The sequence below is a fragment of the Nocardia sp. NPDC004278 genome, assembly GCF_053602975.1.
Genome location: NZ_JBSGEQ010000007.1, coordinates 74,786 through 99,876 on the forward strand (window position 1 = coordinate 74,786; position 25,091 = coordinate 99,876).

Sequence of the window (25,091 nt, forward strand, 5' to 3'; positions counted from 1 at the left end):
CCACGCTGAATTTCCATGAGCGCCCCGAGATCCTCTCTTGTTCGCCGGACCACCGAGTCCCGCGGCGCGCCGGAACCCTCGGCGCGGAGTGACCGAGCACCGCGCGGTTCCCACACCGATGGTCTCGACGAGGCCGGGTTTCTGTCGCTGACCCCCGAACGCGCCCGCGTACTACTGCTGGTCGCCGCCCGCCCCACTACCTACGCGCTGCTCGCCATCACGATCCTGGCCCTGGCCACCCTGCTCTCCTCGGGCAGCAGCCTGGCCGGCACCTCGGGTGCGATCGCCGCGGGTTGGTTTGCGATACACCAGGTTCCGCTGGTGATCGGCAAGACCTCGCTCGGACTCCTGCCGCTGCTGCCGACGGGGCTGCTGGTCTGGCTGTCCGCCCGGGATTGTGCCCGCGCGGTCGAACCGGAGAGTTCACGCGCCGATCTCGGATGGATTGTCGGCGCGGCGCTGGCCGGTCCGCTGCTGGTCACGGCCGTCTGTCTGGCGGTCGCCGAGGACGCCTCCGGTGTCGTGCCGCTGCAGCCGCCGAATACCCTCGCCGCCTTCGGCTGGGTCGGCGCTCTGTATTCGGTCGCGGCGGTGGGCGGCATTGCGAGCCGGAACCGGCGCAGGCTTTTCACGCTGCTGCGCCTGCCCGACTGGGCGATTGCGGGCACTCTCGGCGCTGGCCGGTCGGTGCTGCGCCTGCTGGGCTGCGCCACCGTGGTGGTCATCGTCTCCTTCTTCGCGCACTGGTCACACATCGGCGACACCTATCAGACGGCGGGCAATGCGGCGGGCGTGATCGGGCTGAGCGTGCTCGCACTGGCATATCTGCCGAATGTGGTGCTTGCGGCCGTCGGGGTGGTTGTCGGCTCCGGTGCGCATTTCGGCGATGCCTCGATCGGAGTGTTCTCCGTTGTCGGCGGGCCGATTCCGGCCGTTCCGGTCATGGCGGCGGTGCCGACCGGACCCGCCACGGGTTGGTGGCCGGTGCTGCTGCTGATCCCGGCGGCCGTCGGTGTGCTGGGCGGTGTGGATATCGGACGGACCTCCCATGACCGGGCCGCCGCACCGTGGGCGACACTGACCGCGGCGGGGGTGGCCACCGTGGCCCTGGTGCTGCTCGGCGCGGTGGCGGGCGGTGACCTCGGCACGTTCGGTCATATGGGCCTGGACCTGCCGATCTTCGCGGTGGTGGCCTTCGGCTGGCTGGCCGTCGCCGGTTACGTGGGCCTGATGTTCGCGCGTTGGCTCGTCGTTCCGGTCGGCGCACCGGTCATCGACTACCACGACGATTACGACGACGACTATTCAGACGACGACCAGTACGAAGACGACCACTATGACGATCATTACGACGACTACGACGATGATCAGCACGAGCGCGATCAGTACGACGATTACGACGACTACGACGACGAATACGAGGACTACGACGGCGCCGACTTCGAGGTAGAGCTCGACGGCGAACTGGTCGAGGAGCAGACGTCCATCGTCACCGCGCGCACTCCGGGCAGCAATACCGTCCCCGACATCGTCGATGCCGAAGTGGTCGAGGCGGACCTGCTGGAAAGTGACCAGGTGGACGGTCGTTAGGCTTTACCCGGCGGTGTCGCACCACCGTCGCCGTTCCGACCGACACCAGGAGTAGACCGCTGAGCTTGCCCGCCCCGCCGACTTCGTCGGCTGCCATCCCCCAGCCGTCCCCGAATGCCCCGAGCGTGCCCCCCACGGCACCGGCAACCGTCGTCGTGCTGGCCTCTGGCACCGGGTCATTGCTGCGCGCCCTCATCGAGGCCGCGGCCGCTCCGGACTACCCGGCGACCATCGTCGCCGTCGGAGTCGACCGGGTCTGCCAAGCTACCGAACACGCGGCCGCCGCGGGGATCCCGAACTTCCGGATGGTGTTGCGGGACTTTCCCGATCGCGCCGCCTGGGATGTCGCGATGACCGACGCGGTTGCGGCCTACGAACCCGATCTGGTGGTCTCGGCCGGATTCATGAAGCTCCTCGGCCCGGCCTTCATGGCCCGCTTCGGCGGCCGCATCATCAATACCCATCCTGCGCTGCTGCCCGCATTCCCGGGCGCGCACGGGGTTCGCGATGCGCTCGCCTACGGGGTGAAAGTCACCGGATCGACCGTGCACCTGGTCGATTCCGGAGTCGATACCGGCCCGATTCTCGCGCAGGAGGCGGTGCCGGTGCTGGATGGTGACGACGAGGCCACGCTGCATGAGCGCATCAAGGTTGTCGAGCGACGGTTGCTGGCGGAGGTTGTCGCCGCCGTCGCGACCAGAGGCATTGTCTCCGACGGACGAAAGGCAGTAATTCCAGATGAGCGGGTACTTCGGTGAGTGAGCGCAGCGAACGACCAATTGATCCAGCTGAGCGCAGCGAACGACCAATTGACCCAGCTGAGCGCAAGGGGATTGCCAGGGCGCTGATCAGCGTCTACGACAAGACCGGCCTGATCGAGCTGGCAAGCGGACTGCACGCCGCCGGTGTCGAACTGGTCTCGACCGGTTCGACCGCGGGCAAGATCGCCGACGCGGGCATCCCGGTGACCAAGGTCGAGGATCTGACCGGATTCCCGGAGACGCTGGACGGCCGGGTCAAGACCCTGCACCCGCGGGTGCACGCGGGCATCCTCGCCGATACCCGCAAGGCCGAACACGTCGACCAGCTGGTCGAACTCGGTGTCGAGGCGTTCCAGCTCGTCGTGGTGAATCTGTACCCGTTCACCCAGACCGTGGCCAGCGGCGCCAGCAATGACGAATGTGTCGAGCAGATCGATATCGGCGGTCCGTCGATGGTGCGCGCCGCCGCCAAGAACCACCCGTCGGTCGCGGTGGTCGTCGACAGCGGCGACTACGACGACGTGCTCGCTGCGGTGCGGTCGGGCGGCTTCACCCTCGCTGAGCGGACCGTATTGGCGGCCAAGGCATTCCAGCACACCGCGAGCTATGACGTCGCGGTCGCGAGCTGGATGTCCAGCGTGCTCGCCCCCGGCTCCGAACCGAATGAGGCTGCCGCGCCGCAGTTCCCGGGCTGGATCGGTGGCACCTGGGATCGCGCCTCGGTGCTGCGCTACGGCGAGAACCCGCATCAGGCCGCCGCGCTCTACACCCACGACGGCAGCGCGGGGCTGGCGCAGGCAAAGCAGTTGCACGGCAAGGAAATGTCGTACAACAACTACACCGATGCCGATGCGGCCTGGCGCGCCGCCTACGACCACGCAGCACCCGCGGTCGCGATCATCAAGCACGCCAACCCGTGTGGCATCGCGATCGGCGCCGATCTCGCCGAGGCACACCGCAAGGCGCACGCGTGCGATCCGGTGAGCGCCTATGGCGGCGTGATCGCGGCCAATGGGGAGGTCACCGTCGAGATGGCCGAACAGGTCGCCGAGATCTTCACCGAGGTGATCGTCGCACCGTCCTACGCCGACGGTGCCGTCGAGGTGCTGCAGCGCAAGAAGAATGTGCGCATCCTGGTCGCCGAGCCGCCGCGCCGCGGTGGCGCCGAGTTGCGCCCGATCAGCGGCGGCGCACTGCTGCAGGTGCGCGATATCCTCGACGCCCCCGGCGACGACCCGGAGAACTGGACCTTGGTCGCGGGCGAGGCAGCCGATGCGGAAACCCTCGCCGACCTCGAATTCGCTTGGCGCGCCTGCCGTGCCGTGAAGTCCAATGCGATCCTGCTCGCCCACGACGGCGCCTCGGTCGGCGTCGGCATGGGCCAGGTCAACCGGGTCGACGCGGTCGGTCTCGCGGTGCAGCGCGCCGGTGATCGCGCCAAGGGTTCGGTCGCCGCCTCGGATGCGTTCTTCCCGTTCTCCGACGGCCCGCAGCAGCTCATCCAGGCCGGAATCCGGGCGATCGTGCAGCCCGGCGGCTCGGTCCGCGACCAGGACACCATCGACCTGGCCAGGGAAGCGGGAGTCACCCTGTACCTCACGGGTTCTCGCCACTTCGCACACTGAGTTACCGCCAGAGGGCGGGCGCCACCCGGCTCCCGCTCTCTCCGCGCGGCGAAGCACCTCGAACAGGCTGTTCTCTGGAACCGCGCGGGCATCCCGCAGCTGCCGCTTCCTTTCTTCGGAATCGCCCGCACCGCACCGGATCTCATCGCGGCAGAGCCACCGGGTGACGAATGCCGCCTGCACGCCCACCTCCTAGTGATGCTGGAGTACTAGGAGACGGGTGGACCGACCTCCGTCGGCAGTATTCCGTCGCCGCTGGCCTATGAGCTCTGGGACCCAACACTTTTCGTGGACGGCATCCGACTGACTCCGCAACAGAATGCGAGCAGTCTCGGGTCCGGCCTGTACGTATGGTGCGACGACCCGCCGGTCCAGACGCCCGCACAGATCGCCGTCTCGATCAGGCCGCCGCGGTGGCATCAGTGGCCGCGGTGGCATCGGTACCTCCGATGACGTTGCCGCGCCCCTGCGCGTCATGGCGCAAAATACCTGGGGCCCAGCCAAATCCGGCAGTTACCCCGAATTCGCCGCGCTATCGGACGCGCTCGCCGAACTCGTGCCATGATCTCGGCGCTTGCTCGCCTGCTAGACGGCGCTGAGCACCTGTCGGCTGCCCAGGGGGGCCTTCAGCGGCACTTCGAGAGTCCCGAAGACCGCGATCATCGTGCACATTCGCCCGACCGCATCGGCGCGCGTTCCGGTGCGCAACTCGACGGTGACCGTCGAATTCGTCTCGGTCACAGTCGCATCCACGCCGTAGCACTCGGGCGATCCGGTCTCGAAGTTGACGGCGATCCGATCGTCGGCCACCCGCGACCACGAGGTGAACGGAATCGGATGCCCGCCGATAATGGTCGGATCAGCGACGAATATCCGGCCCGCATCGGCGGGCTTGCCCTCGGTCGGTGTGGTCTTCGCCGCACTGATTGTCGGCTTCTCCTGTGCGCCACCATTATCGGAGCCGCCACATCCGGTGATGGCGAGGCCGACGAACAGGGCGACGGCGACAGCGGCGGGCCCAACCGACATCCGATACATGCCGAACACCCTAATCGACCCACCGACCGGCCGGGATGCGGCCACCCAGCAACCCCTGAGAGTCGTCGCGTCAGATTGTGCGACAAGATGATAGAGCGATTCAGCCCACACAGTGAACTTTTGGCTAAGCCTGCGCGTAATACCTCCGCGCGGCTCGCGCGCACAGTACATTCGGGGCCGATGCGCGCCAATCAGGGTTCGCGGCGCGGATCGAGTCGGATGCTTTGCAAGCTAAACCTTCGAAAGGAACAACGTGGGCGACACGCTGCGCGTAGGTGAAGAACTCGGGCTCGGCCAGGCGCTGGTCGGTGGTGCGTACACCCTCACCCTGCAGGCCGACGGCAACCTGGTGCTGTCGGAACCGGACGGAAATGTCGTGTGGTCCACCCTGACTCACGATCAGGGGGTGGAGCGCGCCGTCCTGCAGGAGGATGGCAACTTCGTGCTCTACAAGGGTGAGGGCGCCGCTTGGTCCACCGAGACCAATGGCAGCGAGCCGGACCGGCTGACGGTGCAGGCCGACCGCAATGTGGTGCTCTACGGCAGGGACGGCAGCGCGCTGTGGGCGTCGGACACCCAGACCGACAACCCGCTGCCCGCTCCGGAGGAGCCGGTCGTCGAGGCGGTCGCCGAGGAGGTCACCCCGCCCGCCGAAGAGGTTCCGCCCCCGCCGCCCGCGGCGCAGACCTACACGGTCGCGCCGGGCGACACCCTGTGGGCCATCGCCGAGCGCTTCTACGGCGACGGCAACCGCTACCAGGAGATCGCCGATGCCAGCGGCATCGACAACCCGGATCTGATCAACCCCGGCCAGGTGCTGACCATCCCGTAGGCGGCACCGAACGACGAAGGCCCCCGAGGCATCGCTTCGGGGGCCCTGGCACGTCGGTCGCTGTCTACCGGCTGGTGAACGGCAACAGCGCCATTTCGCGGGCGTTCTTCACCGCGACGGCGACCTGGCGCTGCTGCTGCGGGGTGAGCCCGGTGACCCGGCGGCTGCGGATCTTGCCGCGGTCGGAGATGAAGGTGCGCAGCAGGTTGATGTCCTTGTAGTCGACCGTCTCGACGCCCGCCGCGATCAGCGGGTTCTTCTTCGGGCGACGGGCCTGCTCGGCGCGAACCTTCTTCGAGGGTGCTCGCTTGACTGCCATATGACGGGTTTCCTTCTCGAGATCAGTGGTTGTCTACCAGCTCGATTTGTGTACACCGGGGAGTTCACCCCGATGGGCCATCTCGCGCACGCGTACGCGGGAGAGTCCGAACTTCCGGAGATGACCCCGCGGTCGTCCGTCCGCGGCGTCCCGATTGCGCAATCGTACCGGACTTGCGTCGCGGGGCAGCCGCTGTAGCGCCGACTGTGCTATAGCGCGCTCTCGCGCGGAAGTGGTCGGCTTGCGGATCAGCTCCTTGAGTTCGGCGCGGCGCGTCGCATAGCGGATGACGATCTCCTTGCGCTGCTCATTGCGGGCGATCTTCGACTTCTTGGCCATCAGCGCTCCTCGCGGAAGTCGACGTGCCTGCGCAGCACCGGATCGTATTTGCGCAGCATCATCCGGTCCGGATCGTTGCGCCGGTTCTTCCGCGTGACGTAGGTATATCCCGTTCCCGCAGTGGATTTCAGTTTGATGATCGGCCGGATCTCGGTCGATTTCGAGGCCATGGGTGCTCCCGTCAGATCTTGTCGCCGCAAGACCGGATCCGGGCCACCACGGCCTCGATCCCGTCCCGGTCGATGGTCTTGATGCCCTTGGCGGAGACGGTCAGCGTGATGCGCCGATCCTCGCTGGGCAGGTAGTAGGTCTTGCGCTGGATATTGGGATTCCAGCGGCGGCTGGTCCGCTTGTGCGAGTGCGATACGGACTTGCCGAATCCGGGCTTGCGTCCGGTGACCTGGCAGTGGGCCGACATTTGGGTTCCCTCCAATCGGGGATGGCAGCCGACGGAGTCGGCGGGGCGAGCGGGTCAGTTGACAATCATTTTCGACAACGGCTGCTGGGCAATGTACCGTTGCTCAATAGTAAATGAAAATCATTGTCGAAAGGAGTGCTGTGGTGGATCCCACCCTGCTCCCACCCGGGAGGCAGTCCGACCGGAGAACGCCCGTCGTGGTGGTCACCGGATGCTCCGGACCGGCCGCGGCGGGTGTGGAACGGCTGGCCGCGGTGTTGCGTGCGACGCCGGGCACCGTCACCATTCGCCACGATCTGAGCGGGCTGAGTGAGGGCATCGTGCACCGTACGGTGCACATCGGCGAGCAGCGGACCTCGACCGTGCTCGAGCTCGCACACGGCTGCGTCTCCTGCACCTTGCGCATCGATCTGCTGCCGCTGCTGTGCGCACTCGCAGCCCGCGATTCGGTGAACCGTATTGTGCTGGAACTCGATCCGGCCTTCGAGGCGGAGACGGTATGCCAGGCGATCGAGAATATCGCCGTCACCGGTGTGGTCGGCCGGGTCGATGGTCCGGCCGGTCGCGATGTGCGGGTCGAGGCCGTGCTCACCTGTGTGGACGCCCGGACCTGGTTGGCCGACGCCACCGGGGAGGACACCCTCGCCGAGCGCGGAGCGGCGATCGTGGACGACGACCGGACGGTGGCTCAGGTGGCAGTCGGTCAGGTCGACTTCGCGGATGCCGTTGTGGTGCTCGGCAATTCCGGCGAGGCCATCGATCGGGCGCGGCTCGGCGCGGTGCTGTCCCGGTTGGTGCCCGAGGCGCCGGTGGCCTGGGTCGACGATATCGATCTGCTGGACACGACCGAGGTCGAAGCGCTGCTCACGCACATTCCGGCCCGCTCCCGGCGCGGTCGCGTCTTCGACGCGCACGCGCCGCTGCTGCGTGGCCAACCGCCGCTCGGCACCGAATATGGAGTGGCCCTTTTCGAATTCGCCGCGAGCCGCCCGTTCCATCCGGCCCGCCTGCACGAAGCCCTCGATGTGCTCTTCGACGGCATCGTGACCGCGCGCGGGCGGATCTGGCTGGCTACCCAGCCGAATGAAGTGGTGTGGCTGGAGTCCGCGGGCGGCGGATTGCGCGTCGGCGGTGCCGGACCATGGCTGGCCACCATGAGCCCGGCCGAGCTGGCACAGGCCGATCCCATGCGCCGGGCCATGGCCGCGCTGCGCTGGGACGAGCAGTTCGGCGACCGGGATATTTCGCTGGTGATCCTGGCTCACGACGCGGACCCGGGCGAGATCCGCCAGGCCCTGCACTGGGCGCTGGTCGAGGATGACGAACTGCGCCTGGTGGAATGCGCGCCCGAGCGGGTCGCGCAGTGGGAGGACCCGTTCGGCGAGTGGCACGCCGATCCGTGTGCACCCGGCGAGGCCACCCGCCTGCCGATGGACGGACAGGCGAAAAGTCCGAGAGGAGAGGTGAAATGAAGAGTGGGATACATCCGGACTACCACCCCGTGGTGTTCGAGGATTCGAGCACCGGAAAACGCTTCCTGACCAGATCCACCGCCACCAGCACCCGCACCGTCGAGTGGACCGACGGCAACACCTACCCGCTGCTGGTCGTGGACGTGACCGCCGATTCGCACCCGTTCTGGACCGGTGCGCACCGCGTACTGGACACCCAGGGCCGGGTGGAGAAGTTCGAGCGCAAATACGGTAAGCGGACGAAGGCAACGTCCCAGCCCGGACGAGGGGCGGGCTGACATGGCGGTGCCCAAACGCAGAATGTCGCGATCGAACACCCGCAGCCGCCGCTCGCAGTGGAAGGCCACCCCACCCGACCTGGTGCCGGTCAGCGTCGGTGGGGTAGTGCACAAGGTGCCGCGCCGCTTGGTGCGGGCGGTCGAACGCGGACTCGTCGACCCAGAGCGACTCTGACGCCACGGTCAGCGCGACGGAACGAGCCCGATCAGCGATCGCCCGCGCCTAGTCGCACCCATCGAACCGGGCGATCGTCGAAGCCCGTGCGCCGCAGGCATGAACCTCAGCCCACGGGCGGGTATGCCTCCGGTGCCGAGCTATCCGCCCGAGCCGACCAATCGCGCGCTTCGGTGCGGCTCAGGCCAGCGCCGACGGCGGGGCGGGGCGGATTTCCTTGAGCGACTTGTTCTCGTATGCCTTGTCGAGCACCACGTTCACGGCCATACGAACTCCTTCGAACGAACCGGTATGTGCCAGCAGACGATAACTCGCGCGCTGCTGTCATGGGACGTGAATGCGCGCGGTCGGTGATCGACCGACCGGATCCGCTGGATCAGATCTGCACATCGGTCCGGATCGGAACCAAGCCTGTGGCAATCTTGTAGCTAACGAAGTGATCCACGCCACATGGCAACTTTTGCTGCGGCCCGATTGCGTCCGGGTTGCTCGCAGGTCAATTACGTACTGAGAGTTGGTTTTTCGTATCCGTAAAAGTCCTGGCGCAGTGATGATTTCGTGCTCTCTCGCCGGTACCCTCATCCGAGAGGGCGGGTTCTCGGAACCCCGGTTCGCCGGACTACTGAGAACCCGCTCATCGCCAAACTTCTGGCTCTTCGGCCGATTTCTCCGCCTCCCGGCTTCCGGGCAATCCCGGCAACAGCGATTCCAGGCGGGCCAGCTGCTCACCTACGAAGTCGGCCGGACCCTCGATCAGGGAGAACGGCCACGGCCAGTGCGGTCCGTCCAACCGCTTGACCTCCTCGACCAGATCCGCCGTGGTGGCTTCGAGTTCGCTGACCTCCGTACGCAATTCGCCGATCTGCCGGCGCAGATCGGCCGATTCGGCCGCCAACTCCTGGATCCGCTGCAGCGCCGCCGCCACCCCGTCCACCAGGGTGCGGTTGCGGCTCTCCGCATCGGTGCCGAGCTGCGGCCAGCCGGACAGGCCGGGACCGCGCAGCTGAATCTGGATATCGCGCAGTACGGCATCTTGTTCCGGCGTCACGTCCGGTTCCTCCTGTACAAAGTCCCACTGGCCGAAATCTATTGTCTCGGATTCATTTACATCGCAGAGCACACCGCCGACAACCACCTGCCGCGATGTCTGATGGATATTGCGCCTGGTCTCGACATTGGTGCCGGACCAGGCACCGGTCTGCCACGACCACGTGGCGACACCCGCGTCCAGTGCCCGGGTGACCGACCAGAACCCGCCGTAGATACCGACATTCGCGGAGCCGAGTACGGTGGCCGCGCCCTCGAGATAGGCATTGATCGCGAGCTGATCCTGGGGCGTCGAGTCGAAATCCGCGGAGAAGTAGATCGGCCGATCCGACCGGCCGCCACAGCGCAGCACCTGTGCCAAACCCGCACGGGCATCGATGATTCCGGCGTCGTAGCCGTCCAGCATCCTGGTCGCGGTGGTTTCCCAGTTCGACACGATGGAAATGCCGTGCGCGCGTAGGTCGTCGGCCTCGGCGGGAGTCAGCTGTTTGCCGGGCAGCGTGGGACCGCCATCGGAGAGGTAGCGCACCACGAAGTCGAATCCGGCCGCTTGGATGGCCGCGCCGCCGGGACGTCCCGCGGCGTAGTCCAGACCGAAACGCATATCTCTCACTGTAGGTGGGTCGTTGGCCGAAATCGGCGGCATTGCCGAACCCGCCCGCAGCGACACGGCCGGTCAGCTGATTGTGCCCACCTTCGAGGTAAGGGGATTCGGGCGGATGTTCGTCGCGACCGATATGGCCGGCGTGGTCGCCATGACCACCGAACTGGGCGGCACAGTCCGGCAACCGATCTCGGATTCCCCCGCCGGGCGCTCGGCCGTCATCGCCGGTCCGCAGGGTGCGGCGGTCGGCATCATTGACCCGAGTAAGACCATCGGCGCGATGCCAGCGCCCAAGCCCTGATGCAAAGGCCACTTACGTAAAGAGCTGCATACACAAATGGGCTCGAGTCAATGGGCTCGAGTCGGCTCAGCGCACCGACTCGAGCCTGGACCGGCGCGCATCGTGCTGGGACCGGCGCGCATCGTGCTCGGACCGGCGCACGTTGTCCTCGGACCGGCTCGTGGCCGCGATGGCCGCAGCGGTCTCGCGCCGGTCGGGCGCGATGAGCACCGCGGTGATCGGCACGGTCAGTGCCAGCGAACCGATCACGAACATCGGAAATACGAATTCGAACAGCGTGAGCCCGTCCGGCGCCTTCCCGGCCGTGTCGATCGCCGGATCGATGGCTGCGATGCCCGCGTAGTACATGCCCGCCACACCGACGGCGAACAACAGCACCGTGGCCGCGCGCGCGAGCGGATTGCGCAGCGCCTGGAACGACCACAGTGTCCCCACGCCGGTCACCAGCGCGATAACGAGCACGACGGCCGAAAGCCACGGGGAGATCTCGACCGAACCCTGAATGCGGATGGACCCGAGCCCGAGATAGAGACTCGAAGCGCAGCCGATGCCCATCACCAGTCCGCCCGGAATCAGCCGGGCCAGCCGCAGGCGGCGGCCGATGACGAGCAGCGCGACGAATACCGCGCCGAACGCCGTCACCATGGCCGCGATCATGCGGCCGCCGTCGAAGCGCACCGCGGTGCCCGCGATATCGAGCCCGAGCAGCACCACCGAGGTGGCCAACCAGACGCCGACGCCGCCGATCGACACCGCGGCCGAGGTCACCCACACCAACCGGAACCGGGCCGAGCGCGCGGCGTGTAGGACACAAGCCAGCCCGACCACGGCGCCGAGCACCGAAACACCGAAGGAGAGTGCGGCGATCCAGTACCCCATGGAGAACTGGTCCACCGCAGCCCCGCTGTTCGCCGCAGCGAACAACCGGACGTCATGCATGTTGCGCGGATCCTTCCAATTCGAGCGCCTTCAGCTGGGCGATCGCATATTCGGTGACGGCCGCCAGCGCTTGGCGGACCTCCATGGCATTGCGCGCGTCGATATCCACGATGGGCACGCCCTCGCGCACCGAAAGCGCTTCGCGCAGTTCGGCGATCGGGAAGCGGGGGGCGTCGGGGAAGCGGTTGACGGCGATCAGGAACGGCAGGTTGCGCGCCTCGAAGAAGTCGACCGCGGCGAAGCTGTCCTCGAGCCGCCGGGTGTCGATGAGCACCACCGCGCCGATGGCGCCGCGGATCAGGTCGTCCCACATGAACCAGAAGCGGCGCTGGCCCGGGGTGCCGAACAGATAGAGCACCAGATTGCCCGGCAGGATGATACGGCCGAAATCCATGGCGACCGTGGTGGTTTCCTTCTCCGGGGTATCGGCGAGATCGTCGATACCGTCGGAGAAACGGGTCACCATGGCCTCGGTGCGCAGCGGGACGATCTCCGAGACCGCGCCGACGAAGGTCGTCTTGCCCGCGCCGAAGCCACCGGCGACAACGATTTTGGTCGAGGCGACACGGGTGTCGGCCTCGCCGGGTGCTGGGTTGCCGGGTTGTCCGGCGTGCCCGTAATTTCCGGCGGTCCCGGCAGTCTTATAGGGCACGGAGTCCACGCAAAGTCCTCTCCATCAGGGAACGACGCTCGTCGAAGCTCGCCTCTTCGGTCAGGGTCGAATGCACGCGCAGGGCGCCGTCGACGACCAGGTCGCCGACCATGACCCGCACCATGCCCAGCGGCCGATCCATATGGGCGGCAATCTCGGCGACCGAGAGCCGATGCGTGCCCAGGCGCAGGATCTCGGTGCGCAGATCGCCCGCTGGCCATTCGAGATGCGCAGTGTACGACAGTGTTTCGATAACCGCTTCGAGCGGGAGGTCGACCGCGGGTTCGGTGCGCCCGGAGGTCAGGGCATAGGGTCTGACACGGGTGGTCGGCCGGTTGGGCCCTTGGCCGAGTGGACTCGACATCGTTGGATCAGACTGCGGTCCGGGCGGTGGCTGTGACCACCGTGCCCACACGATCGACGAGCAGGGCCATTTCGTAGCCGATGCGGCCGATATCGTGCGACTTATTGGCGAGCACGGCCAGATGTGATCCGTTGCCGACGCTCATCACCAGCAGATAGCCGCGCTGCATCTCCACGATCGACTGCATCACCTTGCCGCCGTCGAACAGCGAGGCCGCACCGGTGGCTAGGCTCGCCAGACCGGCGGTGACCGCGGAAAGCTGTTCGGCCCGGTCGGCGGGTAGATTCGGGCTGGTCGCCTGCAGCAGGCCGTCCGCCGTCACCAGCACCGCATGTGACACGCCAGGCACATCCTTGGTGAAGCGGGCGACCAGCCAGTTGAGGTTCTCGTCCGTGGTGCTGTTGGGGTTGGTCATACAAGCCCTCCGTCGTTGTACTGCGCTTCGGCCCGCCCGCTGCGGACCCCACTGAGATGCCTGGTCAGGTTGTTCCGGATCTCCTCCGGATCACGTACGCCGGGTTCTTCCGCCGGTGCGAGGCCACCGGGCACCAGCTGCGCACCCGGTCGGCGGATCGGCAGTCCGCCGACGGTGCGGGCTTCGGCGGTCGGATGGCTGGCCTGTTCGGCGGCCGTCCAGCCCGCGTCGGCGGGTGAAGTCCATGCCGACGGCGAGGGTGCCGCCGCCGCGGGCTCGACCAGCCACTCCGAGACCATCCGCTGGTAGATCGGGGTGGGCGTTTCGCCCTGGACCGGCTGTAGTCGGGTCGAGGTGGTCGTGCTGGATTCGGCCTGTACCGGTTGTAGTCGAGTCGAGGTCGTCGTCGCGGGTTCCGATGCGGCGGCGGGCCTTCGGGTCGGCAGCGACGGCCGCACGGCCTGCGGCGTGATCGGCTGTGGACCGGTGAGATACGCGGTGGCCTGCGGTTCGGCGGATTCGCGGGAGACGGTCGGCGTCGATCCGGTCGTGGCGGGGTCGTCGGGCTGTTCGGCCCAGAGATCGGTGACGGCGCCGAGGGGCACCTGCGGTTCCACATCGATCACCGAATTGGGCCCGGTGGCAGACTCATTCGTCGAGGTCGGCGGTCCGAACGGGGTGAGGCGCGGCCGGTCGGCCTCGCCCCGGCCACCGGCCGGATATTCGGCGAATACGTCGACCGAGGTTTCGGTGTTGTCGTCCCCGGGTACTGGTACCTCGGGTGCGTCAGCAACACGCATGGCGGGACGACGTTGCGGCAGCCCGGAACTGGTAACCGCGAACCGCGACGGCTCGCGCTGCGGCAGGCTCGGCACCGGTACCAGCGTGCGCGGCGGCTGTTGGTGCTGCGGCGGTGCGGGCAGTGCGGCCATCATCGGCGCCTCGATGGCCCGCTGGTTCGGATCGGTCGCGTCGAGCGGCGGGGCGACGAGCGCACCCGGCAGGTGCACGCTGGCGGTGATGCCGGGCTGCTGTGCCATGGTCGAGGTGCGGCGCAGGCTCACCGTGATGGTGTGCCGCTTGGCGAGTCGGCCGACGACGAAAAGACCCATGCGGCGGGCGGTTTCGACGGTCACCTCACCACCGGAGGCGAGCCGGTCATTGGTGAGCTGCAGATCCTCGAGTGACATGCCGAGGCCGCGGTCGGTGATCTCGATCAGGTAGCCGCCGTCGACCGCGCGCGCCACCATCACCGCGACCGGTGTGGTCGGTGGGGAGTAGCGCAGCGCGTTATCGATGAGTTCGGCGAGCAGATGTTCGATATCGACCGCGGGTTCACCGGGGACGATGCCGTCGGGCACCGCGCCGATCTCGACGCGCTGGTAGTCCTCCACCTGGGAGACCGCACTCCAGAGCATGTCCGACAGCGGCACCGGATGCAGCTGGCCGCGGCGCAGCGCGGTACCGGCGAGCACCAGCAGGTTGTCGCCGTTGCGGCGCATGCGGGTGGCGAGGTGGTCCAGGCGGAACAGGCTCTGCAGCCGCTCGGCATTGTCCTCGTCGTGCTCCAGATCCTCGATCAGCGCCAGCTGCTGCTCGACGAGGGATTGGCTGCGGCGGGACAGGGTTTCGAACATGTTCCCGATCTGCAGTCGCAGTCGGGCCTGGTCGGCGGCGAGGTTCAGCGCCTGCTCATGGATTTCGTCGACGGCGCGGGCCAGCTGGCCGACCTCGTCGGTGGTGTGCACACCGACCGGGGTGATCTCCGGGGTGGCGCCACCGCTGCGCACGACGGCGAGTTCGTCGGGCAGCTGGACGTGCGCGACCTCGAGGGCATCGCGGCGCAGCCGGCGCACCGGGACGACCAGGGTGCGTGCGACGGCGAGGGCCAGGGCCAGGCCGGCGAGCAGCATGCCGATGACGATCGTGGTTTCGCGCAGCGCGCCGGTCTGCGCCTCGGTGGTCCGATTGGCCAGCGCCCTATCGATGGTGTCGGCGAGGGCGTTGGTGGTCTTCTCATAGGTATCCGCGCTCGCCTGCAGGGATTCCAGCACGGCCGGATTGGATGTCGGATCGCCCGCGTTCTGGCTGAACGCCCCGAGCCGGATGCCGACCGCGTCCAGCAGCGGACGCATATTGGGCGCGTTGTCCGGCAGGATGATGCCGTAGGTATTGACCATGGTCATCTCGGCACCCGCCGAGGTGAGCACCTTCGGGCGCACGCTCGGATTGTGACCCGCCTCGGGGGAGCTGATCAGCATGCGCTGCTGGGTCAGCACGCGGCGCGCGTTCTGGATCGCGCCGATCTGCAGGAAGTACCGCTGGATGACGAGGTCCTCGACCGAGGGCGAGAGCGCGAACGCGTTGCCGATGCGGACGGCGATCTCATCGGCCTGTTCGCCGACCATCATCGGCGATCCGTTGCGCAGGCTATTGCGCATGGTGGTGCCGGTGGCGACGGCCGAGGCCAATTCGGAGGTGACCCTGGTGCTCGCCCTGGTGGTGCGCATCCCGGCCTCGAGATCGGCGAGCGCCTGATCGAATTTCGTCAACGCCGCGTCGGTGGCCGGGTCCGCGGTGTTACCCCAGGAGGATGTCGCCGCGACCGCGAGTTGTTCGGTGGCGGTACCGAACTTGACGATCGGGCGAATGATGATGACCTGTTCGGTCGCCGCGTCCAACTGCGACATGGTGCGCAGTTCGTTGTTGATCCGGAGCACGGCGAACACGGTGGCCAGCAGCACGGGCAGCACCAGCACGATGCCAACCTTGCGAGTGACCGACCAGTTGGACAGACTGAATTGCCAGGACCGCGGTGCAGCTTCCATCCGCTTCCGTTGCCTCCGCTTCACGAGCTTGCACGAGTGCCCCCGGATGGCGCGTGGCTGTTCGGTTTTGATTCAACCCGCTGAGAACCAACTAGAGGTCTTCTTTTTACCGCACGGAACATACCGCGCAGAGTGACCAACGGCAATCTGGGGCACTCGCTCTGTAATTCACTCGAATATGGCTACTCAGAACGGGTTTCGCCGTCCAAAACGGTTGCGTTTTGCACCGAGATCTGTACGTGATCACAAACCTGCTGGTCACTCGACCACCCCTAGCGGGGCCGATCCTTTCGAGTGACCGCAAGCGGTGTCGGCGTGTCGAACGTCTCCCTCTCAGTCGACTCTCAGTCGATGCGGTCAAACTGGGGGCATGCGCATTCTGGTAGTCGACGACGATCGTGCCGTCCGGGAATCGCTGCGCCGGTCACTGACCTTCAACGGCTACTCCGTCGATCTCGCGGTCGACGGAGTCGACGCGCTGGAGAAGGCAACCGCGCAGCGACCGGACGCACTCGTACTCGATGTGATGATGCCGCGGATGGATGGGCTCGAAGTTTGCCGACGGTTGCGCAGTACCGGAGACGATCTGCCGATTCTGGTGTTGACGGCGCGAGATTCGGTATCGGAGCGGGTAGCCGGACTCGATGCCGGTGCCGATGACTATTTGCCGAAACCATTCGCGCTGGAGGAATTGCTGGCGCGATTGCGCGCGTTGTTGCGCCGCAGGGCCGCCGATCCCGGCGAGGTTTCCGAGACCATGACGTTCGCCGATTTGTCGTTGGACCCGGTCACCCGCGAGGTGACCCGGAGCGACCGTTCGATCAGCCTGACCCGCACCGAGTTCTCACTGCTGGAAATGCTGATGGCCAATCCGCGCCGGGTGCTGACCCGCAGCCGCATCCTGGAGGAGGTCTGGGGCTACGACTTCCCGACCTCCGGTAACGCACTCGAGGTCTACATCGGCTACCTGCGCCGCAAGACCGAGGCCGAGGGCGAGGCCCGGCTCATCCACACTGTGCGTGGCGTCGGCTACGTCCTACGTGAGACACCTCCGTAGGCGGGTCATGGCACGCGCGATCCCCAAGCGACAACTGGTCGCCACGCTCGGTCAGCCGGATTCGGCGGAGATGCGCCCGCCCATGCCGCTGACCAGATCGGTCTCGCTGCGCTGGCGGGTGACGCTGCTGGCCGCGTCGGTGGTGGCAGTGGCCGTCGCGGTGACGTCCATCGCGGCGTATGCGATGGTCGCGCGTTCGCTGTACGACGATGTCGACTCGCAGTTGAAGGCGCGCGCGGCCACCATGATCAATAACAACTTCGACAGCCTCGGGTTCCAGTCGATCGTGATCGCGGGCCTGTACTCCAATGACGTCGGGGTCGCATTGATATACGCCAATCACAAGGCGTATATGCCACCGCAGCAAACGATTCCGCCGGTGGGCACGCAAGAGCTCGCGGTGGCCGACGGTGAGTTGCCGTCGTCGCTGCGCACCGTGAGCAATCAGCGTGTACTCGCCGTGCCGACACATTCCGGTGCGACGCTGATCGTTTCGCAGCGGTTGCAACCGACCAGGGAGGTGTTGGACCGGCTGGCGTGGTTGCTGTTCGTGGTCGGCGGTTGCGGTGTCGTGCTGGCGGCGGGCGCCGGTACCGCGGTCGGGCGCACCGGGCTGCGACCGATCGGGCGGCTGACGGCCGCGACCGAGCGGGTTGCCCGCACCGACGATCTGACGCCGATTCCGGTTACCGGCGACGATGAACTCGCAAGACTTACCGACAGTTTCAACACCATGTTGCGCGCACTCGCCGAATCGCGTGATCGCCAACGCAGATTGGTTGCGGACGCCGGACATGAATTGCGGACGCCGCTGACATCTTTGCGAACCAATATGGAACTGCTTATCGCATCCAGTCGCCCTGGCGCACCGCAGATTCCGGAACAGGATATGGCCGAACTGCGCTCGGATGTCATGGCCCAGATCGAAGAGCTGTCCACCCTGGTCGGCGATCTGGTCGATCTGGCCCGTGAGGATGCGCCCGAAACCGTCTATGACCGAGTCGATCTCGGCGAGGTGGCCGAGCGCGCGCTGGAGCGGGCTAGGCGCCGCCGCGGTTCGATCGAGTTCGTCGCCGAACTGCGCGCATGGTTCGTCTACGGGCACGAGGCGGGGCTGGAGCGCGCGATCCTCAATGTCTTGGACAACGCCGCCAAATGGAGCCCGGCCGGGGCCCAGGTGAAGGTGACCATGCGCGAGACCGGGCGCGGACTGCTCGAACTGGCCGTCGACGATGCCGGACCCGGCATTCCGTCCAATGAGCGCGAGCTGGTCTTCGAGCGGTTCTATCGGACGACGGCCTCGCGGTCGATGCCCGGGTCAGGACTCGGCCTCGCCATCGTCAAACAGGTGGTGACCAAACACGGCGGCACCATCACCATCGATACCTCACCGCGCGGGGGCGCATTGATCCGTATCGTGTTGCCGGGTGAAGGTGATGGTGGGCCGATACCGGGTACGCCGACCGATATCTCGGAAAACTGAAAGCGCGGTCTCAGTCCGCTCTCAGTCGTCGACGCCAAGCTGGTCGGTGACGTAAGGAGATACGAGAAACATGACCGAGGATTCGAAGGAAGGCGCGACGCCGCAGCCGGATAACTCCAATGCCGCCGCCGGTCCGCATCCCACCCAGCAGATCCCGGCCGTGCAACCGGGCCAGCCGGATCAGGCGTACCCGCACTCCGGATATGTGCCCCAGCAACCACCAAAGCCTCCGTCGATTTGGCAGCAGCGCAGGTCGCACAATCCGACCCAGCCCTTTCCCGGCCCCGAATCGGGTCCGGAGTACGCCCAGCCCCTTCCCGGCCCGGAATCGGGCCCGGAGTACACCCAGCCGTCCTTCGCGCCGCCGGTCCCACCCGGCGGGCCGTATCCGGGTGCCGCCTTCGGTGCGCAACCGCAGCCGGAACCCGCGCGCCGCCCGGTCCGCACCGGTCTCGTCGTCGGCGCGGTCGCGCTCGCACTCGTCAGCGGCGGGGTCGGCGGCGCGGTCGGCTCGCTGGTCACCCGCTCCGATAACGGACGCGCAGTGGTGACGAATGCCCTGGACGTGCCCAAGCCCAATGTCAGCAATGTCACGAACGCGCCAGCCGGTTCCACCCAGGCGGTGGCGCAGAAGGTATTGCCGAGCGTGGTGATGATCAAGGTCGCCAGCAGCCGTGCCCAGGGTGAGGGTTCGGGTGTGGTGCTGTCCTCGGACGGGCTGATCCTCACCAATAACCATGTCGCCTCCGGCGGTGGCGCCAATGCCAGGATGGAGGTCGCCTTCGCCGACGGCACCACCGCGCCCGCCACGCTGGTGGGCGCCGATCCGGTCTCGGATCTGGCCGTCATCAAGGTGCAGGGCAAGGATGGTTTGACCCCGATCGAACTGGGCACCTCGGCTAATCTCGCGGTCGGCCAGCCGGTTATCGCGATCGGCTCGCCGCTCGGTTTGGCGGGCACGGTGACCACGGGCATCGTCTCCGCCCTCAATCGCCCGGTCTCCACCAACGGTGAGGGCACGCCGAGCCAGGTGCAGCCGGTCATCGACGCGATCCAGACCGACGCCGCGATCAACCCGGGCAACTCCGGTGGCGCGCTCGTCGACGGCAGTGGCAAGCTCATCGGCATCAATACCGCGATCGCCAGCCTCGGCGGCGAGGCGACCGGCCAGCAGAGCGGTTCGATCGGCCTCGGCTTCGCCATCCCGGTCGACCAGGCCCGCCGGGTCGCCGACGAACTGATCAAGACCGGCCACGCCACCTACGCCCAGATCGGCATCAAACTGCGCCCGCAGGACACCGTCGCCCGGGTGCTCGAGGCGACCCCCGACGGCCCCGCCGCCAAAGCGGGCATTCCGGCCGGGTCCATCATCACCAAGGTGGACAGCCGGACCATCGACTCCGGCGACGCGCTGATCGCCGCGGTCCGCTCACACCAGCCAGGAGACAAGGTGAAGGTCACCTACACCGATGAACAAGGCAATAACCCCAAGACCGTCGAGGTGACCCTCTCCGGCGCGCCTGCGGACGGTGGCCGATGATGCGGGTCCTGCCGGGCGGATTGACGGCGCGACCGGGAGCCGACGCCCACCTCGTTGGCCTGGACGCTACGGTTACCACCATGGAAATCGATGCTCCTGTGGCGGGGCGTGCACTGGTGGTGGTCGTCGACGATCGAACGGCGCATGGAGGTGTGGACTCGCTCGGGCCGCTGGTCACCGAGTTGCTCACCGAGGCGGGTTTCCTGGTGGACGCTTCGGTGTCCGTACAGGCCGATGAGGTGGAGATCCGCAATGCGCTGAACACCGCGGTGATCGGCGGCGTTGATCTGGTCATCTCGGTCGGCGGCACCGGCATGTCCCCGCGCGATGTCACGCCGGAGGCCACCTCGCAGGTGCTGGACCGGGAACTGCCCGGGATCAGCGAGGCACTGCGCTCCTCGGGCCGGGTCGCCGGCTCGCTCGACGCCGGTCTGTCGCGCGGTCTTGCTGGCGTCTCCGGCTCCACGTTGGTGGTGAACCTGCCGGGCAGCCGGGCGGCGGTCCGCGACGGCATGGCAACCCTGAGTCCGCTCGCCAGCCGAGTGATCGGCGAGTTGTCCGGATTGGCCGAATAATTACTGCCACGGACTCCTCGGACGACCCTCGCCCGGCGACACGCCGGGCGAGGGACGCCGCGCGTCTGGCAAAAATTTTCGGTGACGTTCTCCCGGAAACGACCGGCGATGAGCGCGGTGATGGTGCCGATACCGAATCGTCATCTGACGACTGGCTCCGCTCGCAGGTGCCGCCCCATCACGGCTGAAGACTCATCTACGGTCCAGCCACGTATCGCGGTTCGATATCGCCGCTTCTTCCACTGTGAATTCCTCACTCTGAAATTTACTCAAGCTTTAACTACGATGCTGTCCCGTAGTTGCCTTCGGCATTGATGTGACTGCCGACACCTTCTGTGTCGCTTCGGCTGGAGCTTCTTTCTCGTTTATGCACGTCAAGCAATATGAGCATTTGAGATGGTGTGATCTAGATCACATTGATCTTAACAGAAACTTACGTTGCCAGACCGTTACTGGTCGGTTTAATCTCGCCTCGAGCCACCCACGCCGCTGGACCTCGCGGGCCCGGGTACGGCACGTACGTTTGCCGACTCGGCGGAACCTGGCTCGGTTCCGTTGCCAGCACTGACCGTTGCGCCGAAATAACAGCCGGTTACACATCGGCAACAAACGGGGCACAAACTGAGCTGGGCCTGAGAGGACCACCGTCCAGCCTCGATGGTCGAGGCTGACTAGTTAGAACCTGATGAGGGGAAGTATGAGCGAGAACCGCACCCTGCGCAGCGGTGCCCGAATTGCGGGCGTCGGCGCTGCCGCGGCCGTGGCCTTGGGCCTGCTTTCGACCGGTGCTGCCAATGCCGATACCTTCGTGCCGTTGCCGGACGGCCAGAAGGCCGGGCCCGATGTGACCCTCACCCGCACTGGTGAACACGCCCTGATCTCGCCGTCGCTGGCGGCCAATGGCGCCGGTCGCGTGGTCTGGGTTTCGGGCAATGCCATCGCCGATGTGGCTGTTACGCCGGAAGGCACGGTCGGCCCGAACAATGGCGCCTCCGGTGCCCCGGGTACCAACAACTCCTCGACGCACGGCGCATCGCAGCTGAGCACCGGCTACATCGTCGGCTGCCAGGTCAGCATCGCCAGCGATGCCATCTCCGCCGGTGTCTCCGGCAGCATCAACCTCTCGGGTGGTTCGCTCGGTGGTTCGATCGGTGTCAATCTCGGCCCGGGCGAGGTCAAGTTCGTTCAGATCGATTACAAGGACATCCTGAAGCCGGGCCATTACTCGGTTGAGTACCAGGATGCCGAGATCGAGATCCAGGGCTGCGCGGGCTATGCCCAGGCGCGTGCCTACACCGTCGTCGAGATCATCGGTGACCACTACTCGAAGACCACCCTCTACGGGCAGCCGTTCAGCATCGGCTGATGTCGGTCGAATCCAACGAACATTCTTCTCGCTCAAGCGAATCAACCCTCGAGGGAAATAGCATGATCAACCGTAAGAACGTGGCACGGGTGGCCGGTGTCGGCGCCGCTGCCACTGTCGCCCTTGGCCTGTTCTCCACCGGCGCCGCGAACGCCGATACCTTCGTTCCGCTGCCGGGCGGCTCGATTACCAAGACGCTGTCCGACGGCACCGTCGTCACCATCAGCCTGACCGGCGAATCCGCCAACATCAACCCGTCCATGGGCTCCACCCCGCTGCACCGCAACGCGTGGGTATCGGGTAGCGCTCAGGTCACGGTGTCCGGTGACGGCGGCGGCGCGATCTTCCCGGGCTACACCGTCGGCTGCCAGGTGAACATCGCGGGTGGCGGCGCCACCGGTGGTGTCGAAGGCACCGCCGACTGGAGCGACGGGCAGAGCGTCAAGCCGGGCGTCGGCGCGAGCAGCGGTGGCAACCTCACCCTTGGCCCCGGCCAGTCGCAGTCGTTCTACGTGCTCGATCTCGAGCAGGCCGACGACTTCGGCAATGAGGCGCACAAGAAGCGCAACAAGTTCAAGAACGGCAGCGGGTCGGTCACCTGGGCCGATGAGACCATCGGCCTGACCGGCTGCGCCGGTTACGCGCAGGCGCGTGCCTTCGTCAGCGTCGAGGTGGAGACCGACAACGTCATCACCTGGACCACCCTGTGGGGCCAGCCGTTCAGCCTCGGCTGATCGGCAGGGGCATCGCACCCTGAAAACCTGAGCGGGCTCGTCGCATGCGCGGCGGGCCCGCTTTTTTCGTTGTGAAACCCCCTGATGCCCACCATGATTCGCGGATCGTAGCGGATCGCACGGTAACATGTGCAAAATCTCACAGAGATTCGGCGGAAACCACTAACATTGTGCGCACCCAAGATCGTCCACCGACGAGATTGTTGGCAATCCGCTTGATGGCCAAGGTATTTCCATCGCGCGGTGTCCGCATGAAAGGGTCTTCGGCCTCGGTACCCCGAGGTTGTCCGCTAGAACCTGATGAGGGGAAGTATGAGCAAGAACCGCTTCAGCGGTCTGCGTCGAGGGGTCCGCATCGCGGGCGCCGGTGTCGTCGCCGCTGTGGGAATGGGCCTGCTTTCGACCGGCGCTGCCAACGCCGATGTCTTCGTGCCGTTGCCGGACGGCCAGAAGTTGGGTCCGGGCGTGACCGTTAGCCGGACGGGAGAACACGCCTTGATTTCGCCGTCATTGGCCGCGAATGGTGCGGGCCGAGTCGTCTGGGTTACGGGCAATGCCATTGCCGATGTATCCGTAACGCCCGAGGGCACCGTCGGTCCGAGTAATGGCGCTTCCGGAGCGCCGGGTACCAATAACTCCTCGACGCACGGTGCTTCGCAGTTGAGCACCGGCTATATCGTCGGATGTCAGGTGAGTATCGCCGATAACGCGATCTCGGCGGGCGTTTCCGGCAGTATCAACCTCTCGGGTGGTTCGCTCGGTGGTTCGATCGGCATCAATCTCGGCCCGGGCGAGGTCAAGTTCGTTCAGATCGATTACAAGGACATCCTGAAGCCGGGCCATTACTCGGTTGAGTATCAGGATGCGGAGATCCAGATCCAGGGCTGCGCGGGCTATGCCCAGGCGCGTGCCTACACCGTTGTCGAGATCATCGGCAACAACTACTCCAAGGCCACCCTCTATGGAGCGCCGTTCAGCATCGGCTGACCGCGGTGGGATCTCGAAATCTCTACTCGCCGAATCGAACTCATCGAACTCAATCCGCTAGGGGTAATAACTATCATGATCGATCGTAAGTTTGCGGTGCGCGCGGCCGGGCTCGGTGGCGCCGCCGCCGTGGCACTGGGCCTGCTGTCCACCGGTGCGGCCAATGCCGACACCTTCATTCCGCTGCCGGGCGGACAAATCGTCAAGACACTGTCCGACGGCACCGTTCTCACCATCCGGCTGGTCGGCGAATCGGCCAATATCAGCCCGTCCATGGGATCCACACCGGTGCACCGCAACGCATGGGTCTCCGGTAGCGCGCAGGTCGAGGTCACCGATGGCTGGAACGGTGCGATCTTCCCGGGCTATGTCGTCGGCTGCCAGGTGAATATCGACGGCGGTGGCGCGGAAGGCGGCGTCACCGGCGGTCTCGACTGGAGCGGCGAGAACGTCAAGCCGAAGGTTGGCGCCTCCAGCGGTGCCAACCTGAGTCTCGGTCCGGGGCAGGCGCAGTCGTTCTATGTGCTCGATCAGGAGCAGGCCGATGACTTCGGCAATGAGGCGCACAAGAAGCGCAATAAGTTCAAGGGCGGCAGTGGTTCGGTCACCTGGTCCGATGAAACCATCGGCCTGACCGGCTGCGGTGGCTACGCGCAGGCTCGTGCCTTCATCAGCGTCGAGGTGGAAACCGATAACGTCATCACCTGGACCACCCTGTGGGGCCAGCCGTTCAGCCTCGGCTGAGCATTCCGCTCGAATACGTGAACGGGCCCGTCACCAGCTGTGACGGGCCCGTTTGCCTTGTGGCGCAAGCCAATGCCGCATTTGCTCGTGGCCGTACCGAATTCGGCTCGAGTTGCAGTGTAGGAGAATTCGGTCAGAACTCGTGTCGTCCGCCCCCGCTGCGCTGGCCATCGGTGAGTAGATCGCGGATCTGGACCAGCACCTCGGAATCGGTGGGGATGGTGTCCTTGGTGCCGAATCGCTTCTTCACGTGCGTCGCGGGCAGCACCAGCACGAAGTACAACACCGCGGCGATGATCAAGAAGTTGACGGCTGCGGTAATGATCGGGCCGACCTGTACAAAGGTCGCCGGTTTGTCGGCAACCAATCGGAAACCGAGGCCGAGTTCATTACTGCCGTCGAAGACGGCGAGTATCGGATTGACGATGCCATCGGTGAACGCTGTGACGACCGCGACGAATGCGGTTCCGATCACCACGGCTACCGCCAGGTCGACGACGTTTCCGCGGAGTAGAAAATCCTTGAAACCCTTGAGCATTGCCAATATCTCCTCTTCGGATGGGAGCTGAAAAGCTGTGCTCGGCGGTCCGGGCTGCCGTATTCGACCG

Annotated in this window: 29 protein-coding genes; 17 read left to right on the forward strand and 12 right to left on the reverse strand. The window is 66.3% G+C overall.

The genetic code is table 11. From position 1 onward, the window contains the following. Window positions 1-15 precede the first annotated feature (15 nt). The 3 genes from ACWEO2_RS13055 to purH all read left to right on the forward strand — a co-directional run bounded on the left by ACWEO2_RS13055 (window position 16) and on the right by purH (window position 3,976). Window positions 16-1,590 (forward strand): cell division protein PerM, encoded by a 1,575-nt coding sequence (locus ACWEO2_RS13055; RefSeq protein WP_452405495.1) that lies wholly within the window; start codon window positions 16-18, stop codon window positions 1,588-1,590. A 125-nt stretch (window positions 1,591-1,715) separates the two neighbouring features. Continuing rightward, on the forward strand, window positions 1,716-2,348 hold the full coding sequence (gene purN / locus ACWEO2_RS13060; RefSeq protein ID WP_354957190.1) for a phosphoribosylglycinamide formyltransferase: 633 nt from the start codon (window positions 1,716-1,718) through the stop codon (window positions 2,346-2,348). A gap of 50 nt (window positions 2,349-2,398) precedes the next feature. After that, window positions 2,399-3,976, forward strand: a complete 1,578-nt coding sequence (gene purH, locus ACWEO2_RS13065; protein WP_452405689.1) for a bifunctional phosphoribosylaminoimidazolecarboxamide formyltransferase/IMP cyclohydrolase — start codon at window positions 2,399-2,401, stop codon at window positions 3,974-3,976. Window positions 3,977-4,561: 585 nt separating this feature from the next. Here the strand turns inward: purH and ACWEO2_RS13070 are convergent. Then, window positions 4,562-5,005: a hypothetical protein gene (locus ACWEO2_RS13070; RefSeq protein WP_452405690.1), complete on the reverse strand. Its 444-nt coding sequence runs from the start codon at window positions 5,003-5,005 to the stop codon at window positions 4,562-4,564. Window positions 5,006-5,267: 262 nt separating this feature from the next. On the opposite strand from ACWEO2_RS13070, the gene ACWEO2_RS13075 reads away from it, so the two are divergent. Beyond that, complete coding sequence (locus tag ACWEO2_RS13075) at window positions 5,268-5,846, forward strand: LysM peptidoglycan-binding domain-containing protein (protein WP_452405496.1); 579 nt, start codon at window positions 5,268-5,270, stop codon at window positions 5,844-5,846. 64 nt (window positions 5,847-5,910) lie between these two features. Here the strand turns inward: ACWEO2_RS13075 and rpsR are convergent, their stop codons facing one another. The 4 genes from rpsR to rpmB are packed head-to-tail and all read right to left on the reverse strand — an operon-like array spanning window position 5,911 to window position 6,922. Continuing rightward, window positions 5,911-6,165: a 30S ribosomal protein S18 gene (rpsR, locus tag ACWEO2_RS13080; protein ID WP_355176510.1), complete on the reverse strand. Its 255-nt coding sequence runs from the start codon at window positions 6,163-6,165 to the stop codon at window positions 5,911-5,913. A gap of 33 nt (window positions 6,166-6,198) precedes the next feature. Then, entirely contained in the window at window positions 6,199-6,504 is a 306-nt protein-coding gene (rpsN, locus tag ACWEO2_RS13085) for a 30S ribosomal protein S14 (RefSeq protein ID WP_452405497.1), read from the reverse strand. Beyond that, complete coding sequence (rpmG, locus tag ACWEO2_RS13090) at window positions 6,504-6,674, reverse strand: 50S ribosomal protein L33 (RefSeq protein ID WP_354957193.1); 171 nt, start codon at window positions 6,672-6,674, stop codon at window positions 6,504-6,506. Before rpmG ends, rpsN begins: the two co-directional genes overlap by 1 nt. A gap of 11 nt (window positions 6,675-6,685) precedes the next feature. Next, window positions 6,686-6,922: a 50S ribosomal protein L28 gene (gene rpmB / locus ACWEO2_RS13095; RefSeq protein ID WP_354957194.1), complete on the reverse strand. Its 237-nt coding sequence runs from the start codon at window positions 6,920-6,922 to the stop codon at window positions 6,686-6,688. A gap of 143 nt (window positions 6,923-7,065) precedes the next feature. On the opposite strand from rpmB, the gene mrf reads away from it, so the two are divergent. Genes mrf through rpmF form a run of 3 tightly spaced genes read left to right on the forward strand, consistent with a single transcriptional unit; the run spans window position 7,066 to window position 8,847 of the window. Further along, window positions 7,066-8,394 (forward strand): ribosome hibernation factor-recruiting GTPase MRF, encoded by a 1,329-nt coding sequence (gene mrf / locus ACWEO2_RS13100; protein ID WP_452405498.1) that lies wholly within the window; start codon window positions 7,066-7,068, stop codon window positions 8,392-8,394. Beyond that, on the forward strand, window positions 8,391-8,672 hold the full coding sequence (locus ACWEO2_RS13105) for a type B 50S ribosomal protein L31 (protein WP_452405499.1): 282 nt from the start codon (window positions 8,391-8,393) through the stop codon (window positions 8,670-8,672). Before mrf ends, ACWEO2_RS13105 begins: the two co-directional genes overlap by 4 nt. 1 nt (window position 8,673) lies before the next feature. Next, window positions 8,674-8,847 carry a 50S ribosomal protein L32 gene (gene rpmF, locus ACWEO2_RS13110; RefSeq protein WP_452405500.1) on the forward strand — a complete coding sequence of 58 codons (174 nt, stop codon included), beginning with the start codon at window positions 8,674-8,676 and terminating at the stop codon, window positions 8,845-8,847. 634 nt (window positions 8,848-9,481) lie between these two features. On the opposite strand, the gene ACWEO2_RS13115 is transcribed toward rpmF, so the two are convergent. Next, on the reverse strand, window positions 9,482-10,498 hold the full coding sequence (locus ACWEO2_RS13115; RefSeq protein WP_452405501.1) for a glycoside hydrolase domain-containing protein: 1,017 nt from the start codon (window positions 10,496-10,498) through the stop codon (window positions 9,482-9,484). 22 nt (window positions 10,499-10,520) lie between these two features. Between ACWEO2_RS13115 and ACWEO2_RS13120 the strand changes: the two genes are divergently transcribed. Further along, a complete protein-coding gene (locus ACWEO2_RS13120; RefSeq protein ID WP_452405502.1) occupies window positions 10,521-10,799 on the forward strand; it encodes a hypothetical protein in 279 nt (92 codons plus the stop codon). A gap of 66 nt (window positions 10,800-10,865) precedes the next feature. On the opposite strand, the gene ACWEO2_RS13125 is transcribed toward ACWEO2_RS13120, so the two are convergent. The 5 genes from ACWEO2_RS13125 to ACWEO2_RS13145 all read right to left on the reverse strand — a co-directional run bounded on the left by ACWEO2_RS13125 (window position 10,866) and on the right by ACWEO2_RS13145 (window position 15,997). Then, window positions 10,866-11,738 (reverse strand): MHYT domain-containing protein, encoded by an 873-nt coding sequence (locus tag ACWEO2_RS13125; protein WP_452405503.1) that lies wholly within the window; start codon window positions 11,736-11,738, stop codon window positions 10,866-10,868. Further along, complete coding sequence (locus tag ACWEO2_RS13130; protein ID WP_354958393.1) at window positions 11,731-12,288, reverse strand: GTP-binding protein; 558 nt, start codon at window positions 12,286-12,288, stop codon at window positions 11,731-11,733. The genes ACWEO2_RS13125 and ACWEO2_RS13130 overlap by 8 nt, the downstream gene beginning before the upstream one ends. A gap of 91 nt (window positions 12,289-12,379) precedes the next feature. Continuing rightward, complete coding sequence (locus ACWEO2_RS13135; RefSeq protein ID WP_354958386.1) at window positions 12,380-12,754, reverse strand: DUF742 domain-containing protein; 375 nt, start codon at window positions 12,752-12,754, stop codon at window positions 12,380-12,382. A 7-nt stretch (window positions 12,755-12,761) separates the two neighbouring features. Further along, window positions 12,762-13,169 carry a roadblock/LC7 domain-containing protein gene (locus tag ACWEO2_RS13140; RefSeq protein ID WP_040695425.1) on the reverse strand — a complete coding sequence of 136 codons (408 nt, stop codon included), beginning with the start codon at window positions 13,167-13,169 and terminating at the stop codon, window positions 12,762-12,764. After that, window positions 13,166-15,997 (reverse strand): ATP-binding protein, encoded by a 2,832-nt coding sequence (locus ACWEO2_RS13145; protein ID WP_452405504.1) that lies wholly within the window; start codon window positions 15,995-15,997, stop codon window positions 13,166-13,168. Before ACWEO2_RS13145 ends, ACWEO2_RS13140 begins: the two co-directional genes overlap by 4 nt. Window positions 15,998-16,367: 370 nt before the next feature. On the opposite strand from ACWEO2_RS13145, the gene ACWEO2_RS13150 reads away from it, so the two are divergent. The 9 genes from ACWEO2_RS13150 to ACWEO2_RS13190 all read left to right on the forward strand — a co-directional run bounded on the left by ACWEO2_RS13150 (window position 16,368) and on the right by ACWEO2_RS13190 (window position 24,483). Further along, the gene (locus ACWEO2_RS13150; RefSeq protein WP_354958384.1) at window positions 16,368-17,054 is read left to right on the forward strand and encodes a response regulator transcription factor; all 687 of its coding nucleotides are present in this window, start codon (window positions 16,368-16,370) and stop codon (window positions 17,052-17,054) included. A 7-nt stretch (window positions 17,055-17,061) separates the two neighbouring features. Next, window positions 17,062-18,537 carry an ATP-binding protein gene (locus ACWEO2_RS13155; RefSeq protein ID WP_452405505.1) on the forward strand — a complete coding sequence of 492 codons (1,476 nt, stop codon included), beginning with the start codon at window positions 17,062-17,064 and terminating at the stop codon, window positions 18,535-18,537. Window positions 18,538-18,607: 70 nt separating this feature from the next. Further along, the gene (locus ACWEO2_RS13160) at window positions 18,608-20,077 is read left to right on the forward strand and encodes a trypsin-like peptidase domain-containing protein (RefSeq protein WP_452405506.1); all 1,470 of its coding nucleotides are present in this window, start codon (window positions 18,608-18,610) and stop codon (window positions 20,075-20,077) included. Next, window positions 20,077-20,652 carry a molybdenum cofactor synthesis domain-containing protein gene (locus ACWEO2_RS13165; protein ID WP_433682669.1) on the forward strand — a complete coding sequence of 192 codons (576 nt, stop codon included), beginning with the start codon at window positions 20,077-20,079 and terminating at the stop codon, window positions 20,650-20,652. Before ACWEO2_RS13160 ends, ACWEO2_RS13165 begins: the two co-directional genes overlap by 1 nt. After that, window positions 20,649-20,840 (forward strand): hypothetical protein, encoded by a 192-nt coding sequence (locus tag ACWEO2_RS13170; RefSeq protein ID WP_452405691.1) that lies wholly within the window; start codon window positions 20,649-20,651, stop codon window positions 20,838-20,840. The genes ACWEO2_RS13165 and ACWEO2_RS13170 overlap by 4 nt, the downstream gene beginning before the upstream one ends. Window positions 20,841-21,349: 509 nt before the next feature. Further along, on the forward strand, window positions 21,350-22,018 hold the full coding sequence (locus ACWEO2_RS13175) for an MspA family porin (protein WP_355176530.1): 669 nt from the start codon (window positions 21,350-21,352) through the stop codon (window positions 22,016-22,018). A gap of 62 nt (window positions 22,019-22,080) precedes the next feature. Continuing rightward, window positions 22,081-22,752 (forward strand): MspA family porin, encoded by a 672-nt coding sequence (locus ACWEO2_RS13180; RefSeq protein WP_452405507.1) that lies wholly within the window; start codon window positions 22,081-22,083, stop codon window positions 22,750-22,752. 312 nt (window positions 22,753-23,064) lie between these two features. Then, complete coding sequence (locus ACWEO2_RS13185; protein WP_452405508.1) at window positions 23,065-23,739, forward strand: MspA family porin; 675 nt, start codon at window positions 23,065-23,067, stop codon at window positions 23,737-23,739. Between the two features lie 75 nt (window positions 23,740-23,814). Beyond that, window positions 23,815-24,483, forward strand: a complete 669-nt coding sequence (locus tag ACWEO2_RS13190; RefSeq protein WP_452405509.1) for an MspA family porin — start codon at window positions 23,815-23,817, stop codon at window positions 24,481-24,483. A 133-nt stretch (window positions 24,484-24,616) separates the two neighbouring features. Here the strand turns inward: ACWEO2_RS13190 and mscL are convergent, their stop codons facing one another. Further along, entirely contained in the window at window positions 24,617-25,021 is a 405-nt protein-coding gene (mscL, locus tag ACWEO2_RS13195; RefSeq protein WP_452405510.1) for a large conductance mechanosensitive channel protein MscL, read from the reverse strand. Window positions 25,022-25,091 lie beyond the last annotated feature (70 nt).

Bases quoted from the DNA above. Each gene is read 5' to 3' on its own strand.
- ACWEO2_RS13055 (WP_452405495.1), top strand. From the start codon at position 16: ATGAGCGCCCCGAGATCCTCTCTTGTTCGCCGGACCACCGAGTCCCGC.
- ACWEO2_RS13070 (WP_452405690.1), bottom strand. From the start codon at position 5,005: ATGTCGGTTGGGCCCGCCGCTGTCGCCGTCGCCCTGTTCGTCGGCCTC.
- rpsR (WP_355176510.1), bottom strand. From the start codon at position 6,165: ATGGCAGTCAAGCGAGCACCCTCGAAGAAGGTTCGCGCCGAGCAGGCC.
- rpsN (WP_452405497.1), bottom strand. From the start codon at position 6,504: ATGGCCAAGAAGTCGAAGATCGCCCGCAATGAGCAGCGCAAGGAGATC.
- rpmG (WP_354957193.1), bottom strand. From the start codon at position 6,674: ATGGCCTCGAAATCGACCGAGATCCGGCCGATCATCAAACTGAAATCC.
- rpmB (WP_354957194.1), bottom strand. From the start codon at position 6,922: ATGTCGGCCCACTGCCAGGTCACCGGACGCAAGCCCGGATTCGGCAAG.
- ACWEO2_RS13105 (WP_452405499.1), top strand. From the start codon at position 8,391: ATGAAGAGTGGGATACATCCGGACTACCACCCCGTGGTGTTCGAGGAT.
- rpmF (WP_452405500.1), top strand. From the start codon at position 8,674: ATGGCGGTGCCCAAACGCAGAATGTCGCGATCGAACACCCGCAGCCGC.
- ACWEO2_RS13115 (WP_452405501.1), bottom strand. From the start codon at position 10,498: ATGCGTTTCGGTCTGGACTACGCCGCGGGACGTCCCGGCGGCGCGGCC.
- ACWEO2_RS13125 (WP_452405503.1), bottom strand. From the start codon at position 11,738: ATGCATGACGTCCGGTTGTTCGCTGCGGCGAACAGCGGGGCTGCGGTG.
- ACWEO2_RS13135 (WP_354958386.1), bottom strand. From the start codon at position 12,754: ATGTCGAGTCCACTCGGCCAAGGGCCCAACCGGCCGACCACCCGTGTC.
- ACWEO2_RS13140 (WP_040695425.1), bottom strand. From the start codon at position 13,169: ATGACCAACCCCAACAGCACCACGGACGAGAACCTCAACTGGCTGGTC.
- ACWEO2_RS13145 (WP_452405504.1), bottom strand. From the start codon at position 15,997: ATGGAAGCTGCACCGCGGTCCTGGCAATTCAGTCTGTCCAACTGGTCG.
- ACWEO2_RS13150 (WP_354958384.1), top strand. From the start codon at position 16,368: ATGCGCATTCTGGTAGTCGACGACGATCGTGCCGTCCGGGAATCGCTG.
- ACWEO2_RS13155 (WP_452405505.1), top strand. From the start codon at position 17,062: ATGGCACGCGCGATCCCCAAGCGACAACTGGTCGCCACGCTCGGTCAG.
- ACWEO2_RS13160 (WP_452405506.1), top strand. From the start codon at position 18,608: ATGACCGAGGATTCGAAGGAAGGCGCGACGCCGCAGCCGGATAACTCC.
- ACWEO2_RS13165 (WP_433682669.1), top strand. From the start codon at position 20,077: ATGCGGGTCCTGCCGGGCGGATTGACGGCGCGACCGGGAGCCGACGCC.
- ACWEO2_RS13175 (WP_355176530.1), top strand. From the start codon at position 21,350: ATGAGCGAGAACCGCACCCTGCGCAGCGGTGCCCGAATTGCGGGCGTC.
- ACWEO2_RS13180 (WP_452405507.1), top strand. From the start codon at position 22,081: ATGATCAACCGTAAGAACGTGGCACGGGTGGCCGGTGTCGGCGCCGCT.
- ACWEO2_RS13185 (WP_452405508.1), top strand. From the start codon at position 23,065: ATGAGCAAGAACCGCTTCAGCGGTCTGCGTCGAGGGGTCCGCATCGCG.
- ACWEO2_RS13190 (WP_452405509.1), top strand. From the start codon at position 23,815: ATGATCGATCGTAAGTTTGCGGTGCGCGCGGCCGGGCTCGGTGGCGCC.
- mscL (WP_452405510.1), bottom strand. From the start codon at position 25,021: ATGCTCAAGGGTTTCAAGGATTTTCTACTCCGCGGAAACGTCGTCGAC.